Origin of the sequence: Conexibacter woesei DSM 14684 (assembly GCF_000025265.1) — a bacterium.
GTDB lineage: Bacteria > Actinomycetota > Thermoleophilia > Solirubrobacterales > Solirubrobacteraceae > Conexibacter > Conexibacter woesei.
The window spans coordinates 2,948,510-2,965,382 of record NC_013739.1 but is presented as its reverse complement, the minus strand read 5'-3'; the positions used below and the strand labels follow the sequence as shown (position 1 = coordinate 2,965,382).

Annotated in this window: 20 protein-coding genes; 11 read left to right on the top strand and 9 right to left on the bottom strand. The window is 73.5% G+C overall.

Annotation, left to right across the window (positions count from 1 at the left end; all coding sequences use genetic code 11):
* Positions 1-2 precede the first annotated feature (2 nt).
* The 3 genes from CWOE_RS13850 to CWOE_RS13840 are packed head-to-tail and all read left to right on the top strand — an operon-like array spanning position 3 to position 2,553.
* Entirely contained in the window at positions 3-1,109 is a 1,107-nt protein-coding gene (locus CWOE_RS13850) for an arginase family protein (RefSeq protein ID WP_012934247.1), read from the top strand.
* Positions 1,106-1,948 (top strand): urea amidolyase associated protein UAAP1, encoded by an 843-nt coding sequence (locus CWOE_RS13845; protein WP_012934246.1) that lies wholly within the window; start codon positions 1,106-1,108, stop codon positions 1,946-1,948. The genes CWOE_RS13850 and CWOE_RS13845 overlap by 4 nt, the downstream gene beginning before the upstream one ends.
* Complete coding sequence (locus CWOE_RS13840) at positions 1,945-2,553, top strand: urea amidolyase associated protein UAAP2 (protein WP_012934245.1); 609 nt, start codon at positions 1,945-1,947, stop codon at positions 2,551-2,553. The genes CWOE_RS13845 and CWOE_RS13840 overlap by 4 nt, the downstream gene beginning before the upstream one ends.
* Before the next feature lie 7 nt (positions 2,554-2,560).
* On the opposite strand, the gene CWOE_RS13835 is transcribed toward CWOE_RS13840, so the two are convergent.
* The gene (locus CWOE_RS13835; RefSeq protein WP_012934244.1) at positions 2,561-3,820 is read right to left on the bottom strand and encodes a dihydrolipoamide acetyltransferase family protein; all 1,260 of its coding nucleotides are present in this window, start codon (positions 3,818-3,820) and stop codon (positions 2,561-2,563) included.
* A gap of 114 nt (positions 3,821-3,934) precedes the next feature.
* Between CWOE_RS13835 and CWOE_RS13830 the strand changes: the two genes are divergently transcribed.
* From CWOE_RS13830 to CWOE_RS13795, 8 genes are read left to right on the top strand one after another with little or no spacing between them, the layout of a single operon-like run.
* Positions 3,935-4,396 carry a VOC family protein gene (locus CWOE_RS13830; RefSeq protein WP_041730494.1) on the top strand — a complete coding sequence of 154 codons (462 nt, stop codon included), beginning with the start codon at positions 3,935-3,937 and terminating at the stop codon, positions 4,394-4,396.
* The gene (locus CWOE_RS13825) at positions 4,393-5,346 is read left to right on the top strand and encodes a thiamine pyrophosphate-dependent dehydrogenase E1 component subunit alpha (RefSeq protein ID WP_012934242.1); all 954 of its coding nucleotides are present in this window, start codon (positions 4,393-4,395) and stop codon (positions 5,344-5,346) included. Before CWOE_RS13830 ends, CWOE_RS13825 begins: the two co-directional genes overlap by 4 nt.
* Entirely contained in the window at positions 5,343-6,362 is a 1,020-nt protein-coding gene (locus tag CWOE_RS13820; RefSeq protein ID WP_012934241.1) for an alpha-ketoacid dehydrogenase subunit beta, read from the top strand. The genes CWOE_RS13825 and CWOE_RS13820 overlap by 4 nt, the downstream gene beginning before the upstream one ends.
* Positions 6,359-7,129: an SDR family NAD(P)-dependent oxidoreductase gene (locus tag CWOE_RS13815; RefSeq protein WP_012934240.1), complete on the top strand. Its 771-nt coding sequence runs from the start codon at positions 6,359-6,361 to the stop codon at positions 7,127-7,129. Before CWOE_RS13820 ends, CWOE_RS13815 begins: the two co-directional genes overlap by 4 nt.
* Positions 7,126-8,325, top strand: a complete 1,200-nt coding sequence (locus tag CWOE_RS13810) for a M20 family metallopeptidase (RefSeq protein WP_012934239.1) — start codon at positions 7,126-7,128, stop codon at positions 8,323-8,325. The genes CWOE_RS13815 and CWOE_RS13810 overlap by 4 nt, the downstream gene beginning before the upstream one ends.
* Positions 8,322-8,990: a GntR family transcriptional regulator gene (locus tag CWOE_RS13805; protein ID WP_012934238.1), complete on the top strand. Its 669-nt coding sequence runs from the start codon at positions 8,322-8,324 to the stop codon at positions 8,988-8,990. Before CWOE_RS13810 ends, CWOE_RS13805 begins: the two co-directional genes overlap by 4 nt.
* Complete coding sequence (locus tag CWOE_RS13800; RefSeq protein ID WP_012934237.1) at positions 8,987-9,382, top strand: sulfite exporter TauE/SafE family protein; 396 nt, start codon at positions 8,987-8,989, stop codon at positions 9,380-9,382. The genes CWOE_RS13805 and CWOE_RS13800 overlap by 4 nt, the downstream gene beginning before the upstream one ends.
* Before the next feature lie 5 nt (positions 9,383-9,387).
* Positions 9,388-9,819, top strand: coding sequence for a sulfite exporter TauE/SafE family protein (locus CWOE_RS13795; protein ID WP_012934236.1), 432 nt, complete (start codon positions 9,388-9,390; stop codon positions 9,817-9,819).
* Positions 9,820-9,823: 4 nt separating this feature from the next.
* Here the strand turns inward: CWOE_RS13795 and CWOE_RS13790 are convergent, their stop codons facing one another.
* Genes CWOE_RS13790 through CWOE_RS13755 form a run of 8 tightly spaced genes read right to left on the bottom strand, consistent with a single transcriptional unit; the run spans position 9,824 to position 16,873 of the window.
* Positions 9,824-10,540 carry a GntR family transcriptional regulator gene (locus CWOE_RS13790; protein WP_012934235.1) on the bottom strand — a complete coding sequence of 239 codons (717 nt, stop codon included), beginning with the start codon at positions 10,538-10,540 and terminating at the stop codon, positions 9,824-9,826.
* Positions 10,537-11,982 (bottom strand): amidohydrolase family protein, encoded by a 1,446-nt coding sequence (locus tag CWOE_RS13785; protein WP_012934234.1) that lies wholly within the window; start codon positions 11,980-11,982, stop codon positions 10,537-10,539. The genes CWOE_RS13790 and CWOE_RS13785 overlap by 4 nt, the downstream gene beginning before the upstream one ends.
* The gene (locus CWOE_RS13780; protein ID WP_012934233.1) at positions 11,979-12,713 is read right to left on the bottom strand and encodes an amidohydrolase family protein; all 735 of its coding nucleotides are present in this window, start codon (positions 12,711-12,713) and stop codon (positions 11,979-11,981) included. Before CWOE_RS13780 ends, CWOE_RS13785 begins: the two co-directional genes overlap by 4 nt.
* Complete coding sequence (locus CWOE_RS13775) at positions 12,710-13,462, bottom strand: ABC transporter permease (protein WP_012934232.1); 753 nt, start codon at positions 13,460-13,462, stop codon at positions 12,710-12,712. The genes CWOE_RS13780 and CWOE_RS13775 overlap by 4 nt, the downstream gene beginning before the upstream one ends.
* On the bottom strand, positions 13,459-14,235 hold the full coding sequence (locus CWOE_RS13770; protein ID WP_012934231.1) for an ABC transporter permease: 777 nt from the start codon (positions 14,233-14,235) through the stop codon (positions 13,459-13,461). Before CWOE_RS13770 ends, CWOE_RS13775 begins: the two co-directional genes overlap by 4 nt.
* Positions 14,232-15,068: an ABC transporter ATP-binding protein gene (locus CWOE_RS13765; protein ID WP_012934230.1), complete on the bottom strand. Its 837-nt coding sequence runs from the start codon at positions 15,066-15,068 to the stop codon at positions 14,232-14,234. Before CWOE_RS13765 ends, CWOE_RS13770 begins: the two co-directional genes overlap by 4 nt.
* Positions 15,069-15,074: 6 nt before the next feature.
* On the bottom strand, positions 15,075-15,812 hold the full coding sequence (locus CWOE_RS13760; RefSeq protein ID WP_012934229.1) for an amidohydrolase family protein: 738 nt from the start codon (positions 15,810-15,812) through the stop codon (positions 15,075-15,077).
* On the bottom strand, positions 15,809-16,873 hold the full coding sequence (locus tag CWOE_RS13755; protein WP_012934228.1) for an ABC transporter substrate-binding protein: 1,065 nt from the start codon (positions 16,871-16,873) through the stop codon (positions 15,809-15,811). The genes CWOE_RS13760 and CWOE_RS13755 overlap by 4 nt, the downstream gene beginning before the upstream one ends.

The window sequence follows — 16,873 nt, the reverse complement described above, 5'->3', positions numbered from 1 at the left end:
CGATGATCGGCTACGCCTTCGCCCCACAGACGCTCCGCCACGATCCCCCGCCGACGATGCTGCGCACGGCCGGAGCGGCCGTCGCGCTGGGCGAGGACAACATCGCCGGACCCGCCCGCTGCGCCGCCGCGCACGAGCTGGTCGAGGCGAGCGGGCTGCTCGACCGGCTCGCGCGACTCGACGTCGCGCCGGCACCCGACGGCGCGCTGCTGGCGGTGCACGACGCCGCGTACCTCGCCGCGCTCGAGGCCGCGAGCGCCGGCGGCCCGTGGGCGTTCGACTTCGCGCCGGTGACGTTCGCGACGGCGGACGCGGCGCGCCTGTCGGCGGGCTGCGGAGTGGCGGCGGTCGACGCCGTGCTCGACGGCCGCGTGCGGCGCGCGTTCGCGCAGACCCACCCGCCCGGCCACCACGCCGAGCGCGCACTCGCCGCCGGCTCGAGCTATCTCAACACGGTCGCGTGCGCGGCCGCGCACGCGCGTGCGCGCGGCGCCGAGCGCGTGCTGATCGTCGACTGGGACGTCCACATCGGCAACGGGGCAGAGCAGATCTTCGCGGACGACCCGAGCGTGCTCGCGCTCTCGATCCACCAGGACGGCTGGTACCCCGACCACGCGGGCGACGTCGCGAGCCGCGGCGCCGACTCGACAACCGTCAACGTCCCGCTTCCGCCCGCCGTCGGCGACGACGGCTACCTGCTCGTGCTGGAGGCCGTCGTCGCCCCGATCGCGCGCCGCTTCGCGCCCGACGCGATCGTCGTCGCCGCCGGGCAGGACATCGGGATCTTCGACCCGATGGGCCGGATGCTGGTGTCCGCCGCCGGCTTCCGCGCGCTCGGCGCGCGCATCGCGGCGTTGGCGGACGAGGTCTGCGAAGGGCGCCTCGTCGTCTGCGTGGAGGGCGGCTACAGCCTGCTCTACGCGCCGCTGTGCGCGCTGCGCGTGCTGGAGGGCATCGCCGGCGAGGACGCGGGCGTCGCAGACCCGTTCGAGGGCGACGCCGAGCTGCGCGCAGCCGCGACGCCGCCCGACGGACGGCTGGACGCGGCGATCGAGCGGGTCCGGACGACCCACTCGCGTTGGTTTCGAGAGGAGAGGTCACACCGATGAGCAGTGAGCCGCTGACGAACACCACATGGGCCGCGCGCGAGCATGCGCGCGCTCAGGCAGGCACACGGACCGAGGCGATGCCGGTGCTGCCGGCGTCGTCGTGGGACGACGTGCCCGACGGCGTCTCCCCCGCCGCGCTGACCTGGGCCGAGCGGATCGCCGCCGGCGGCTACAGCTCGAAGGTCCTCGCACGCGGCACGACGCTGCGGCTGCGCGACCGCGACGGCGAGGCGTGCGCCCACGTCCTGCTCTACAACGCCGACCAACCGTGGGAGCGGCTCAACGTCGCCGACACCGTGAAGGTCCCCTGGCAGGCGTACCTCGGCGCGGGCCACCCGCTGCTGAGCGACCAGGGGCGCGTGCTGGCGACGATCGTCGCCGACTCCTCGGGAGCGCACGACGCGCTGTGCGGCACGTCGACCGCACCGGCGAACGTCGCCCGCTACGGCGACGGCAGCGCGCACAGCGCGACGCCCGCGGGACGTGAGCTGCTGATCCTCGCCGCTGCCAAGCACGGCCTCGGACCGCGCGACATCCCCCCGTCGCTGTCGTTCTTCAAGGGCGTCCGCGTCGAGGCCGACGGCGGCCTGCGCTTCGACGGCGCGCCGCGCGCCGGCACGACGGTCGAGCTGCGCTGCGAGCTGCCCGTCGTCGCGCTCGTCGCGAACGTGCCGCACCCGCTCGATCCGCGCGAGCGCTACACCTGCTCGACGCTCGAGCTGCTCGCCTGGCGCGGCGAGCCGACCGGGCCCGACGATCCGCTGTGGTCCTCCACGCCCGAGCTGGAGCGCGCCTTCCTCAACACCGCCGACTACGCCGACGCGCGGGGGCTGGCATGAGCGTGCGCGAGGAGACCGTTGCGGCCCGCGGGCCGTGGTCGGGGGTCGTGCGCGCCGGCCAGACGCTGTCGATCGCCGACCTCCACGGCAACCAGGCGGTCGACTGCCTGCTGTACCGCGCGCAGGACACCGCCGAGCGCTACTCGGCGCCGGACACGATCGTCCGGCAGGGATCGATCTTCCTCACGACCGGATCGGTGCTGCTCTCCAACGAGGGCAACCCGCTGATGACCGTCGTCGGCGACGACGTCGGCCGCCACGACACGGTCGGCGGCGCCTGCTCGAAGGAGTCGAACACGCTGCGCTACGGCCACCACACGCGCCACCAGCACGCGTGCGTGGAGAACTTCCTGCGCGAAGGCGCACGCTGGGGGCTGACCAAGCGCGACCTCGTCTCGAACATCAACTGGTACATGAACGTGCCGGTCGACGAGGACGGGACGCTCGGCATCGTCGACGGCATCTCCGCACCGGGGCTGACGGTGACGCTGCGGGCGGAGGTCGACGTGCTCGTGCTCGTCTCCAACTGCCCGCAGGTCAACAACCCCTGCAACGGCTTCGACCCGACGCCCGTGCGGATGACGATCGCGGACGCCGGGTCGTGAGGCGCTGCTAGAGCGCGAGCGAGAAGGGTGTTTCGAGGAGTTCGCGGATGCGGGCGATGAATTGGGCGGCTTCGGCGCCGTTGAGGATGCGGTGGTCGGCGGTGATGGTGACGCTCATGCGCTTGCCGGGGACGATCTGGCCGCCTCTGACGACGGGTGTGTCGCGCAGCGCGCCGACGGAGAGGATGCCGGCCTGGCCGGGGACGATCACGGCGGTGAACTCGGTCGTGCCGAACATGCCGAGGTTGGAGACCGTGAAGGTCGCGCCCGACAGCTCCGGCGGTGTGATTCTGCCGGCCCGCACGCGCGCCGCGAGCGCGCGTGCGTCGCGGGAGATCTCGCCGAGCGCCTTCTTGTCGGCGTCGAAGACGGTCGGGACGATCAGCGCGTCGTCGGTCGCGACCGCGATCCCGACGTTGACGCGCGAGTAGAGCTCCCACTTGCCGTCTCTGTAGCCGCCGTTGGCCTTCGGGATCTCCCGCAGCGCCAACGCGGCGGCTTTGACGACCATGTCGTTGAACGACGGCGCGCGGAGCGTCTCGGTCGCGGCGGCCTTCATCTGCTCGCGCAACTGGACCGCGGCCTCCATGTCGACCTCGGTCGTCACGGTGTAGTCCGGGATCGTCGCCTTCGACTCCGCCATCCGCCGCGCGATCACCTGCTGCGTGCGCGTCAGCTCCTGGACCGTCACCTCACCCTTCCCGGATCCGGCATCGCCGGAGACGACCGGGCCGGGTGTCGCGGCGGGAGCGGGAGCGGCGGGAGCAGGAGCGGCGGGAGCAGGCGGCTCGGCGACGGGCGCCGCGGCAGTCTCGGTGCCGCCCTTCGCGGCACCCTCGACATCGGCCTTCACGATCCGGCCGCCCGGGCCGGAGCCGACGACACCGGCCAGGTCGACGCCCAGCTCGCTCGCCAACCGCCGCGCGACGGGCGAGGCCTTCACGCGGCCGTTTCTGTCGCCGCCGGCAGCGGTCGCGGTCGGAGCGGCGGGCGCCTCCGCGGCGGGTGCGGGCGCAGCGCCCCGCGCCGGCTCCTCGCCCCCGGCCAGCCGCGCGATCGGCTCGCCGATCGGCAGCGTGGCGCCCTCCTCGGCGACGATCTCCAAGGTGCCGGAGGCGTCGGCCTCATAGGTCATGTTCGCCTTGTCGGTCTCGATCTCGACAAGCTCCTCGCCCCGCGCCACCTCCTCGCCGGAGGCCTTCAACCACTTGATGATCGTGCCCTCCTCCATCGAGTCCGACAGGCGGGGCATCACGACATCGGGCACGGCGGGTTCCTTTCGCGACGGGGCGAGCGGGGGTCCTTGACACCCTCCAGCAGTTTATAATATAAAATGCGAATGGCCGGATCGCAAGCCCCTGAACCCGCCGACGCGCACCCCGTGGAGCCGACCTCCGCAGCCGCGCGACGGCCGTCTTTCCGTCTCGCGCACGCATCGCTCGCGGTCGACGACGTCGACCGCGCGGTCACGTTCTACAGCGCGGCGTTCGGCGCCCACCCCGTCCTCGTCGACCACGGCATGACCGACCTGATCGGCCGGACCGTCGGCGTCGCAGGCGTCGGCGCCGACCTCGCCCAGCTGCGACTGCCCGGCACCGAGCAGATGATCGAGCTGATCGCCTTCCGCGGCGTCCCCGCCGGCCGCGAGGACGACGCTCCCACCCGCGTCGGCCACGGGCATGTCTGCTTCGAGGTCGACGACCTCGAAGCAGCGCTCGCGCACGTCGAGCGCCTCGGCGCTGCACGCGTCGGCGAGGTCGTGCGCTTCCCGGAGGGCCGCGCGGTCTACGTGCGCGAGCCGGCCGGCTCCGTCTTCGAGCTCGAGGAGGTCTCCCCGTCATGAGCAGCCCCACCCCGCTGGACCGCTACCGCTGGATGGCGCGCATGCGCGAGTTCGATCTCGCCTGCCTGGAGGGCGTCCCGACCGGCGAGATCCACGGCGAGCTGCACACCGGCATCGGCCAGGAGGCGATCGCCGCCGGGATGGCCGGCTCCCTGCGCCAGGACGACGCGCTCGTGAGCACGCATCGCAACCACTCCCACGCGCTCGCCAAGGGCGTCGACCCGCGCGCGCTGATGGCCGAGATCTACGAGCGCACGACCGGGCTGTGCGGCGGCTACGGCGGCCACATGCACCCGTTCGACCCGGCTCGCAACTTCTCCGCGACGGGGATCGTCGGCGCCTCCCTGCCGGTCGCGCTCGGGTACGCCTACGCGATCGCCGCCGAAGGGCGCGACGCGATCGCCGTCGCCGTCACCGGCGACGCGGGCTCCAACCACGGCACGTTCCACGAGTGCATGAACATCGCGGCGGCGTGGGAGCTGCCGCTCGTCGTCGTCGTCGAGAACAACCGCTACGGCATCAGCGTCTCGAGCGAGGACGTGATCCCGACCGCGACGATCGCCGAGCGCGCCGCCGCCTACGACTGCATTGGCGAGACGGTCGACGGCACCGACGCCGAGGCCGTCGCCGAGACGTTCGGCCGGCTCGTCGCCGAGACCCGCGCGGCGTCGGCGCCGTGCGTCTTCGAGGCCACCTGCTTCCGCTTCCAGGGGCACTACGAAGGCGATCCGCAGATCTACCGCACCAGAGCCGAGCACGAGCAGATCCGCCGCGACGGCGATCCGCTGCTGGTGGCGCGCGCACGGCTGACCGCCGCCGCCGTCGCGACCGGCGACGAGCTCGACGCGATCGACACGGCCGCGCGCGAGGAGATGCAGGAGCTGCTGCGCTCCGTCCGCGAGGACCCGATGCCGGACCCGACCACCGCACTGGAGCACGTCTTCGCATGAGCGCTTCCACGAACGCACCGACCCTGCGCAACCGCCCGACCTCCGTCTTCGTCGCCGAGGCGATCGGGCTCGAGATGGAGCGCGACGAGAAGATCGTCGTGCTGGGCGAGGACGTCGGCCGCATGGGCGGCGTCTTCGGCTCCACCCGCGACCTGCAGAAGCGCTTCGGCGAGACGCGCGTGCGCGATACGCCGATCGCCGAGATGGCGTTCACCGGCATGGGCGTCGGACTGGCCCTCGCCGGCTACCGCCCGCTGATCGAGATCATGTTCGTCGACTTCATCGGCGTCTGCCTCGAACAGGTCTACAACGCCGCGGCGAAGAACCGCTACATGTCCGGCGGCGCGGTCGAGCAGCCGATCGTCTTCAAGACGGCCGGCGGCGTCCTCGGCGCCGCGGCACAGCACTCGCAGTGCCTCTGGGGCCTGTTCGCGCACCTGCCCGGCCTCGAGGTCGTCGTGCCGTCGAACCCATACGACTACAAGGGCCTGATGGCGGCCAGCCTCGCCTCCCCCAACCCGACCGTCTTCATCGAGCACAAGCAGCTGCTCGTGCAGCGCGCCGACCAGTACCGCCACGGCGCCGAGGTGCCCGAGGAGCGCTACGTCGTCCCGCTCGGCGAGGCGGCGACGGTGCGCGACGGCTCCGACCTCACGATCGCGACGCTCGGGCTGACCGTCACGACGGCGCTGGAAGCGGCCGACGCGCTCGCGGCCGACGGCGTCGAGGCCGAGGTGATCGACCTCCGCACCGTCGTCCCGCTCGACGTCGCCACCGTCGCGACGTCGGCGGCGAAGACCGGCCGCCTGCTCGTCGTCGACGAGGACTACCTCAGCTTCGGCCTCTCGGGCGAGCTGATCACGCGCGTCGTCGAGCGCGTCGGGCTCGGCGGCCTGCGCGCCGTCGGCCGCCACGCCGTGCCCGACGTGCCGATCCCGGCCGCGGCCACACTCGAGCGCGCGGTGATCCCGTCGCCCGACTCGATCGCCAGCGCCGCGAAGAGACTGCTCGCATGAGCCTGTCGCTTCCCGACGGTCATCGCGCGGTCGTCGTCGGCGCGGGCGGCGCGATCGGCGCCGCCGTCTGCCGCGCCTACGCCGCCGCGGGCGCCCACGTGACCGCGCTCGACCTCGACGCCGCCGCGGCGCAGACGCTCCGCGACGCGCTGCCGGGCGGACCGCACGCCGCCGACGCGCTCGACGTGACTGACCGCGCCGCCGTCGAGCGCGCCGCGGCCGCCGCGGGCGCCGTCGACTCGGTCGTCTACGCGGCCGGTCTCGCGCCGACGTTCGAGCTGCTCGCGTTCGACTGGGACGCATACCACCGCACGCTCGCGGTCAACCTCCACGGCGCGCTGCACGTCGCGGCCGCGTTCGGCGCGCAGATGACGGCCGCCGCGCGGCCGGGCGTGCTGACGTTCCTGTCCTCGACGGCCGGCAAGCACGGCGAGGCCGGCGCGATCGCCTACTGCGCGTCGAAGTTCGCGCTCCAGGGCGCGGTCGAGTGCTTCGCGGCCGAGGTCGGGCCGCGCGGGCTGCGCGTCAACGCGATCTGCCCCGGCAACGTCGACACGCCGATGCTGCGCGGCGTCGCCGAGGCGCAGGGCGCGCTGGAGGGCCGCGACGCCGACGCCGTGCTGAGCGACTACGCGCAGAGCGCTGCGGCGCGGCGCCTCGTGACCGTCGAGGAGGTCGGCGCCGTCGCGGTCTGGCTCGCCTCGCCGCTGGCGTCCGGCATCACCGGCGAATCGGTCAACGTCGACGCGGGAGCGCTGACCGGATGAGCGCCGTCACCGCCGAGACGCTCGTCGCCGACCTGCAGGCGCTCGTCCGGATCGACTCGCAGAACCCCGGGCCGATGGAGGCCGGCGTCGGCGCCTGGCTGACCCGCCGGCTCGACCTCCCCGGCATCCGGACCGTGCGCCAGTCGGTCCCCGGCGGCGGCGAGAACCTGCTGTTCACCGTCGCCGGCCGCGGCGACGCGCCGCGGCTCGTGCTCAGCGCCCACATGGACACCGTCCCGGTCGGCGTCGACTGGAGCGTCGAGCCGCTCGGCGGCGAGGTGCGCGACGGCGCGGTCTGGGGCCGCGGATCGTGCGACATGAAGGCCGGCCTCGCCGTCGCCGTCGGGCTGCTCGACGCGCTCGCCGGGCAGGCGCCTCCGGCCGGCGACGTCGTGCTGGCCGCGACCGTCGACGAGGAGGGCGCGTCGATGCGCGGCGCGCACGCGCTCGTCGAGGGCGGGCTCGTCACGGCCGCCGACCAGCTCGTCGCGCTGGAGCCGACCGCGCTGCGCCTGCGGATCGCGCAGGTCGGCCTGCGCTGGATCGAGCTGGTCACGCACGGCGTGATGGGCCACGCCGGGCGCGCGCACCGCGACGGCGTCGACGCCAACCATCTTGCCGCGCTGATCGTCTGCGAGCTGAAGGAGCGCGTCGGCGAGCTGGCCCCGCCCCACGAGCTGCTCGGCCCGCCGCGCACGACCTGCGGCGTGATCGCCGGCGGCGTCGCGACGAACGTGATCCCAGGCGCGTGCCGCGCCGAGCTCGACGTGCGCGTCGTCCCGCCCGCCCAGCCCGCCGACGCGATGGCGCTCGTGCGCGAGATCGCCGACGGCGTCGTCGCCCGCTTCCCCGGCAGCAGCTGCGAGCTGCGCCCGCTCGGAGTCGGGCGGCCGCCGGTCGTCGCCGACCCCGGCGCGCGGATCGTGCAAGGCCTGCGCGCCGCCTGGGAGGAGGTCCACGACGGCGCGCGACTCGCCCAGGGCGGCGAGGACGGCCACGAGGCCTACACCGACGCGTCGATGATCGCGGCGCTGACGGGGTCGAGCTCGTGCACCGTCTGGGGCCCGGGCCTGCCGCGCCACGCGCACGTCTCCGACGAGCACGTCGAGATCGAGCAGCTCGTGACCGCCGCGCGCGTGCTCGAACGGCTCGTCGCCGCGTGGGGCACGGCGATCGAGGGACGGGAGCCGGCATGAGCCGCCAGGCCGGCGGCAGCAGCCTCGTCGAGCACGTCCACCGCGAGCTGCGCGAGGACATCCTCGACGGGCGCTACGCGGCCGGAGCGCACCTGCGGCTCGGCGAGCTGGCGGCCGAGCACGGCGTCAGCTTCATCCCGATCCGCGAGGCGCTGCGGCGTCTGGAGGGCGAGCGGCTGGTCGAGGTCGAGCGCAACCGCGGCGCGCGCGTCGCGCCGCTGAGCCTCGAGGACGCACGCGACGTCTACGCATCGCGGATCGTCGTCGAGGCGCACGCGCTGCGGCTCGCGTTCCCGCGTCTCACCGACGCCGAGCTGAGCCGCTCCGCGGCCGCGATCGACGCGATGACGACGCTGTTCGAGGCGGGCCGCAGCCGCGAGGCGTACGCCCAGCACCGGATCGTGCACTTCGCGATCTACGAAGCCGCGGAGTCGCCGTGGACGCTGCACCTGATCGCGCAGCTGTGGGCCGGAGCCGAGCGCTACGTGCGCCGCTCCGCCGCGCTGCGCGGCACGCCGCAGGAGTTCGCCGCCGAGCATCGCGCGGTCCTCGCCGCCGTCGAGGCGGGCGACGAGGACGCGGCCGTGCAGCGGCTGGAGGAGCACCTGCGCAAGACCCAGGCGCTGCTCGAAGGCGTCGTGGAGCCGACCTTGGAGACGGAATGACGGAGACGACGACAACGCAGGAGCCGGCCGCCGGCACGAGCCGGTCGACGCTGGCCGGCATCGGCCTCGCCGGCGGTTTCATGTCGGGCCTGCTCGGCATCGGCGGCGGGACCGTGATGGTCCCGCTGATGGTGCTGTTCGCGCGCTTCGGCCAGCGCGACGCGCACGCGATCAGCCTCGCAGCGATCATCCCCATCTCGATCGCCGCGATCGCCGTCTACGGCGGTGCCGGCAAGGGCGACCTGCTCGTCGCTGCGGGCCTGACGATCGGCGCGGTGCTCGGTGCGCGCACCGGCGCGGGCCTGCTGGCGAAGGCGCCGGACCGCGTGCTCAAGGCCGCCTTCGGGATCTTCATGCTGATCGCCGCCGCCTCGATCGTGCTGGAGGGCTGACCGCGATGGACCTGTCAGTGCTGGAGTTCGCCGGACTGATCGCGTTCGGCTTCGCGACCGGCATGCTGTCCGGGTTGCTCGGCGTCGGCGGCGGGATCTTCATGGTTCCGTTCCTCGTGCTCGCGTTCGGGATGGTGCAGCAGGACGCGCAGGCGACGTCGCTGCTCGTCGTGCTGCCGACCGCCCTCGTCGCGACCCGGCGGCTGTCGAAGCAGGGCGTCGGCGACGTCAAGGCGGGGCTGACGATCGGTCTGTACGGCGTCGTCGGCAGCATCGCCAGCACGTTGCTGGCACTGCAGCTGTCCGGCGCGACCCTCCGCGCCCTCTTCGCAGTCCTGCTCGTGGTCGTCGGCGCGAAGCTGCTGCGCGACGCCGCGCGCAGACCGGCCGCGCCACCCGCACCCGCGGCGCCCGCCGCGCCGGCGGCGCCCCGCTAGGGGCTCAGGCCGGCGGGTCGTCGCGGCGCCGCGCGAACCAGTCCGCGATCACGGTGCCGGAGCTGCGGATGTGCTCCTCCATCGCCTGCGCGGCCAGCTGCTCGGCGCGCAGCCGCAACGTCTGCAGGACGAGATCGTGCTGGCGGATGTTGTCCTCCAGCGCGGCGCGGCCTTCTATGACCTCGGTCGTGACGTTGCGCGGCAGCGTCACGTTGAGCGTGCGGACCATGTGCGAGAGACGGTCGTTGCTCGCCGCGTCGAGGATCAGCTCGTGGAAGCGGTTGTGCGCCGCGACCCAGGCGTCGCGGAACGCCGGCTGCGCGCCCTCCGCCTCGAAGTCACGCACGATCTCGGTGCGGAACGTCTCGAACACCTCCGTCAGCTCGTCGAGCTGCTCCTCGCTGATCGCGGTCGCGGCCAACCGCGCCGCGAGGCTCTCCAGCTGCGCGCGGATCAGGTACGCGTCGCGGATCGAGCTGGGGTCGGGACCGATCACGCGCGCGCCGCGATGCGGGAACAGCTCGACCATCCCGATCACCTCGAGCCGCCGCAGCGCCTCGCGAATCGGCTGACGGCTGGTCCCGAAGCGCGTCGCCAGCGTCTCCTGGCGCAGCCAGCTGCCGAGCGGGTACTCGCCGACCATGATCGCGTTGGCGATCTCGCCGGCCAGCTCGCGCTCGACGAGCGCGCCCTCACCGCCGTTGCCCGTCCCCCTGCTCATCGTGCCGGCTCCACGAACACATCATCGCCGCAGCGCCGGTCGCCTGCCGCAGCGGACCCCTCGACGACGCGCCAGCGGCGGCGCGCCGCGGCGCGCCGCGCCTCACGGCCGGCCGTGTCGCCTGCGAGCGCGTCGGCGACGCGCCTGCCTGCGGCGGCGCGCTCCGCCGCGGTCGCCGGCGGCAGCGGCCACGCGACGGCGCCCTCGACCCACACCCGCGCGACCGCGTCTCGGCTCGCGTGCGCCAGCAGCGCGGCGACCGGATCCGCCGCGTCCGCCGCGACGGGGAGCGCGAGCGCGACGACGTCGGCGCGCGCCCCGGGCACGAGCGTGCCGACGTCGTCGCGGCAGAGCGCGGCCGCGCCACCCGCGAGCGCCATCCGCAGCACGTCGCGGGGCGCGATCGGGGCGCCGAGGCCACCCGCGACGGCACGTGCACGGCGCAGCTCCGCAAACGCGTCGACAGGGTCCGACGGCGTGTGCGAGTCGAGCCCGAACGCCAGTCGCACGCCGTCCTCGGACAACGCGCGCGCGGGCAGCGTGCCGACGCCGATCAGCGCGTTGGAGCCGGGACAGTGGACGACGACGGCGCCCGCAGCGGCGAGCCGCGCCGCATCGGCGTCGTCGCACCACACGCCGTGCGCCAGCGAGGCGCGGCGGTCGAGCAGGCCGGCGGCCGCGAGCCGCGCGAGCGGGTCGCTCGACGCGCTGCCGCGCTCCGGCGGCGCGTCGGCCAGCTGCCGCTGCCGCGGGCTCTCCAGCAGGTGCGCGTGCAGGCGCGGGGCGCCGACGGAGGCGATCGCGCGCAGCGCGACGTCGCTGCACCACTGCGGCGCGACGGGACCGACCGCATCGATCGCGGCAGCCCGCTCGCGCGTGCCGATCAGCTCGCGCGCGAGCCGCGCGAAGGCGTCCGGTGCGAGGCCGCGGCGCGGTGCGAGCGCGTCTCCCGGCATCCACTCGTCGCGGTCGGTGATCGCGAGGGCGAGCTGGCCGCGCATGCCCGCGCGGCCGAGTCCCCGCAGCACGTCGAGCGCCGTCGCGCGGTAGGCCTCGGCGTCGGCGAACGTGTGGACGATCGCCTGCGTCGCGGTCACGCCGGTCGCGAGCGCGTCGGTGCCGGCGATCAGCGCCTCGTCGGCGGCGCTCGTCGGCGTCATCACGCCCAGCTCGACGAGGAAGCGCTCGAGCGGGCCGCCGCCGTCGAGCCCGTGCGCGCCCAGCGGGGTCCCGCGCGCGTGCGAGTGCGCGTCGACGAGCCCCGGCATCAGCACGTCGAAGCGGCCGCCGTCGCGTGCGCCGGGGTGCGCGCGCAGCACGTCGTCCGCCGGGCCGACCGCGGCGATCGCGCCGTCGGCGATCACGATCGCGCCGTCGCGCAGCGGCGGCCGGTCGGCATCGAGCACGACGACCCCGCCGCGCAGCGCGAGCGCGGCGCTCACAAGCCGAAGACCTCCGCCGCGGTCCCGCCGAGGCAGCGCGCCAGCGCCGCGTCGGTGAGGCCGAGCGCGTTGAACTTCGCCAGCTCGACCGGCACGTTGTCGATCGCGTCGGAGCCGAGCATCACGCGCTCGGCGCCCAGCTCGGAGACGAGCCATGCGGTGTCGAGCACCGGGCACCACGACGTCTCCAGCACGACGTTCGGGCACTCCGCGGCGACGATGCCCGCCTGTCGCGTCGCGACGCCCATCCCGGCGTGCGCGAGCACGACCGTCACGTCCGGATGCGCGCGAGCCAGCGGCAGGCAGTGCGCAGGGCTAGCGAACGGCTCGCCCGCGCCGCCGGTGTGGATCATCACCGGCACGCCCAGCTCGGCGGCGGTCGCGAAGACGTGCCGCCCGTCGCGCGAGCCCGGCTCGACGGCATGACCGATCGTGTGCAGCTTGAGCGCGACGAAGCCCAGCTCGCGCACGCAGCGCTCGGCCTCGGCGCGGTAGGCGCCGGCGTCCTGGTGCGGGGTGACGTTGACGATGCCGCGGACGGCGCCGCCGGTGCGCTCGCCCAGCGCGGCGATCCGGTCGTGGACGGCGTGGGCGTCCTGGGCGCCGGGGAACGGCATCGCGAGCACGTGCGCGAGGTCGTGCCGCGCGATGCAGCCGACGACCTCCTGCTCGTCGACGACGGCGTCGAACACGCGGCAGTCGCCGAGGTGCTGGTGGGCATCGACGATCATGCGCGCGGCTCCATGTACGACGCGTAGCGGCGGGCGAGGAAGCCCGTGAACGCGAACGCCGTCAGCGCGAGCAGCGCGGCGACGACGACGCCGGCCCACATCAGCGGCACCTCGAACTGGACGCCGGACTGCAGGATCAGGTAGCCGAGCCCCTCGCCCGAGGTGACCCACTCGGCGATCATCGCGCCGAGGATGCAGGCGGCCGCGCCGATCTGGAACGCGGCGAACAGGTACGGCAGCGCAGCGGGGATGCGCACGCGCAGGAAGACGTCGAGCGGCGAGGCGCCGGCGATCTCCATCAGCTCGATCATCTCGGGCGGGACCGAGCGGAAGCCCAGCACGCCGTTGACGAGCGTCGGGAAGAAGACGATCGCGGCCGAGATCGCGACGATCGTCGCGTTGCCGGTGCCGAGCACGAGCGTCAGGAACGGGGCGAGCGCGATCACCGGGATGACGCGCACGACGAGCGCGATCGGCAGTACGACGCGCGCCGCCGTCTGCGACGCCGCGACCGTCATCGCCAGCAGGATCCCGGCGACGTTGCCGACGACGAAGCCGCCGAACGCGCCGACGAGCGTCGTCTTCGTCGCGCTCAGCAAGGTCGACGAGTCGTCGACCGCGGCGTCCCAGACCTGCAGCGGGGACGGCAGGATGTCGTCGGAGGGCTGGGCGATCGCCTTGACGGCGATCCAGACGCCGAGCACGACGGCGATCGCGATCAGCGTGGGCAGGAAGCGCTTGAGCGTCATCTCGACTCCGCACGGACGGGATGGACGGACGGGTGCCAGCCGAACAGGCGCCGCCCGGAGTACGAGAAGAGCCCGTAGCTCAGCAGCGACAACGCCGAGGCGACGATCAGCGACGCCCACAGGACCGGCACGTCATAGCTCGTCATCGAGAACAGGATCATCAGCCCGAGGCCCTTCTCCGCGCCGACCCACTCGGCCAGCATCGCGCCGACGATCGCCGCCGGCGCCGCGACGGTGAACGCGGCGAACAACGGCGGCAGCGCGTACGGCAGCTTGAGGCGCGTGAAGCGCTGCCAGCCGCTCGCGCCGGCGATCTCCATCAGCTCCAGCGTGCGCGGGTCGGTCTGCCGCAGCGCCTGCGAGAGGTTGATCAGGATCGGGAAGAACGATGCGAGCGCGGCGATCACGACCTTCGTCGTGATCCCGGTCCCGAACCAGATCACGAGCACGGGCGCGAGCGCGATCAACGGCAGCGAGTAGACCCCGAGCGCGATCTGCTGCAGCCCCTCGCCGAGCGTCCGGAAGCGGTCGGCGACGAGCGCGATCACGACCGCGAGCAGCAGCCCGAAGAGGAATCCGAGCGCCGCCTCGTGGAGGGTCGCCGCGGCGTTCTCGGCGAGCGCGGCGCGATCGGTCCAGATCTGCTCGGCGACGTCCGGCGGCGCCGGCCAGAGCGTGCCCGGATGGTCGTTGGCGAGCGCCAGCGCCCACCAGCCCGCGAGCAGCAGCGCGTAGGCGCCGGCGGCGACGAGGCGCGAGCTCGCCCGGCTCATGGCGCCGTCTCCTCGGCGTCGTGCAGCAGCAGGCGGGTCAGCTCCTTCGTGTGCGCGAAGAACCGCTCCTGTTCGAGCAGGTCGAGCGTGCGCGGACGCGGCAGGTCGATCGCCACCTCGGCGACGATCCGCCCGGGCCGTGCGGCCATCACGAAGACGCGGTCGGACAGGTAGACCGCCTCACCGACGTTGTGCGTGACGAGCAGCGCGGTCGTCCGCCGCTCGCTCCAGATCCGCAGCAGCTCGGAGTTCATCTTCTGCCGCGTGATCTCGTCGAGCGCGCCGAACGGCTCGTCGAGCAGCAGGATCGACGGGTCGAGCGCGAGCGCGCGTGCGATGCCGACGCGCCGCTGCATGCCGCCGGAGAGCGCTGCCGGCGGCGCGGCCGCGAAGTCGCCCAGCCCGACCAGTTCGAGCAGCTCGCGCGCGTGCGCGCGGCGGTCGGCCTTCGACCCCTGCTTGGCGACGAGCGCGGGCAGCTCGACGTTCTCCAGGGCGGTCCGCCACGGCAGCAGGACCGGATCCTGGAAGACGAAGCCGAACTCGCGCGCGGCGCGCGCGGTCGCCGGGTCCTGGCCGCCGATCGAGACCGTTCCGCCGCTCGGCGCCAACAGGCCCGCGATGATGCGCAGCAGCGTCGACTTGCCGCACCCGGACGGGCCGACGAGCGAGACGAACTCGCCGCGCGCGATGCTGAGCGAGATCCGCTCCAGCGCCGTGAAGTCGAGGCCGTCGAGCGCGAAGTTCTGCGTTACGTCCGCCAGCTCGATCGCCGGCGCGGCGGCGGCGTCATCGACCGGGTCGTCGATCGTGGCGGCATGCGAATTGCTCACGGTGGGTCATCCCTCCTCGATGCGCAGCAGACGGGCGAGGTTGCCGCCCTCCACCTTCGCGCGGTCGGCCGGGTCCGGGATCGCGCGCGCGATCTTCGCGCGCTCGAGGTCGAAGTCGTTGCCGGGCCAGTCGGTCCCCATCACGATCTTGTCCGCGCCGGCCTGCTCGTAGGCGGTGCGGACGTCGAGCAGCTGCGCGCCGGACGTCTCGAGATAGACGTTCGGCGTGCGCTTGGCGACCAGGATCGCCTCCATCAGGTTCCAGATCGTGCCCATGTGCGCGATCAGGACGGGGACCGACGGGAACGGCCGTACGATCTCCTCGATCGACAGCGGTGCGCAGAACGGGTCGTCGAGCGCGTTCACGAGCACCGTCAGACGATGCTCGGCCGCGGCCTCCATCACCGGGTCGAGCAGGGCGTGGTCGCAGAAGTGGTAGCCGTGCATCGTCGGGTGCAGCTTCAGGCCGTGCAGGCCCGCGTCGGCGCAGCGCGCGATCTCGTCCGCGACGCCGCCGGCGCGCGGGTTGACCTGGCCGAAGCCGACGATCCGGTCCGGGTGGCGCTCCTGCACCGTGCGGATGTAGTCGTTGTCGATCATCTGCCCGAGCGAGCAGGCGACCGCCTTGTCGACCCCGCCGGCGTCCATCGTCGCGAGCATCCGCTCGACGCCGAAGCCGTCGCCGGCGAGGTAGTCGGAGTTGCCGCCCGCCGGCCAGGCGTTGTTGTACGCGTCGAGGATCACAGCAGCGTTCTCTTGCCGCCGTAGGCGGCGTCGAGGATCTCGGTCGTCATCACGTCGGCGGCCTTCAGCGGCTTCTCCAGCGCCTTGCCGGCGGCGTAGGAGTCGATCACCTGCTGCATCCGCTCCTCGGTGATCCGCATGATCCCGGCAGGGTTCTCGATCAGCGGCACCTGCGCCTTGTTGACGGCGATCTCGGTCTCGGTGTCGAGGCCCTTGGGGCCGTACTTCGTCGCGACCAGCTTGCCGGCTTCCTCGGGGTTGGCGATCGCGTACTCCCAGCCTCTGATCGACGCGCGCAGGTACTTCACGAGCGTGTCGCGCTCCTGCTCGACGCGGTCGGGCGTCGTGATCAGGACGTTGCCGTAGTTGACGAGGCCGAGGTCGTCGAGCAGCGTCGTCACGACCTCGACGCCTTGCTGCTCCAGCGCCACCGCCTGCTGCGTGGCGTAGCCGAAGTAGCCCTGCACCTGCTTGTTGACGAGCTGCGCGGGATCGGGTCCGGCGGGCAGGAAGTCGACGTCGGAGGGGTCGACACCGGCGCTCTCCAGCAGCGGTTCCAGCAGCGGGCGCGTGGCGGGCGAGAGCGCGACCTTCTTGCCGGCGAAGTCCTCCAGCGTTCTGATCGGGGCGTCGGGCAGGCTGAGGACCGCGTACGGCGACCGCTGGAAGATCGTCCCGTAGATGATCAGCGGAGTGCCCTTCGCGATCGCCTGCAGCACGGTGCCGTTGTCGTCGTTGCCGACCGTCGCCTTGTCGTTGGAGACGAGCTGGGAGGCGATGATGTTGGGGCCGCCGGCGCGTATGTCCGCCGCGATCCCCTCGTCCTCGTAGTAGCCCTTCTCCTGCGCGAGGAAGAAGCCGGCGAACTGCGAGAGCTTGAGCCACCCGAGCTGGTCGCTGACCTCCGTCTCGCCGCCCGAGCCGGAGCCCGACTTCGAGCTCGACTCCGAGCTGCCGCACGCCGCCAGCAGGCTGCCGCCGCCGAGCGCGAGCGCGCCGGCGCCGGCCGTGCGCAGCATCTGGCGCCGCGTGAGCTGCGCCATGTCGTACTTCAGATCCAT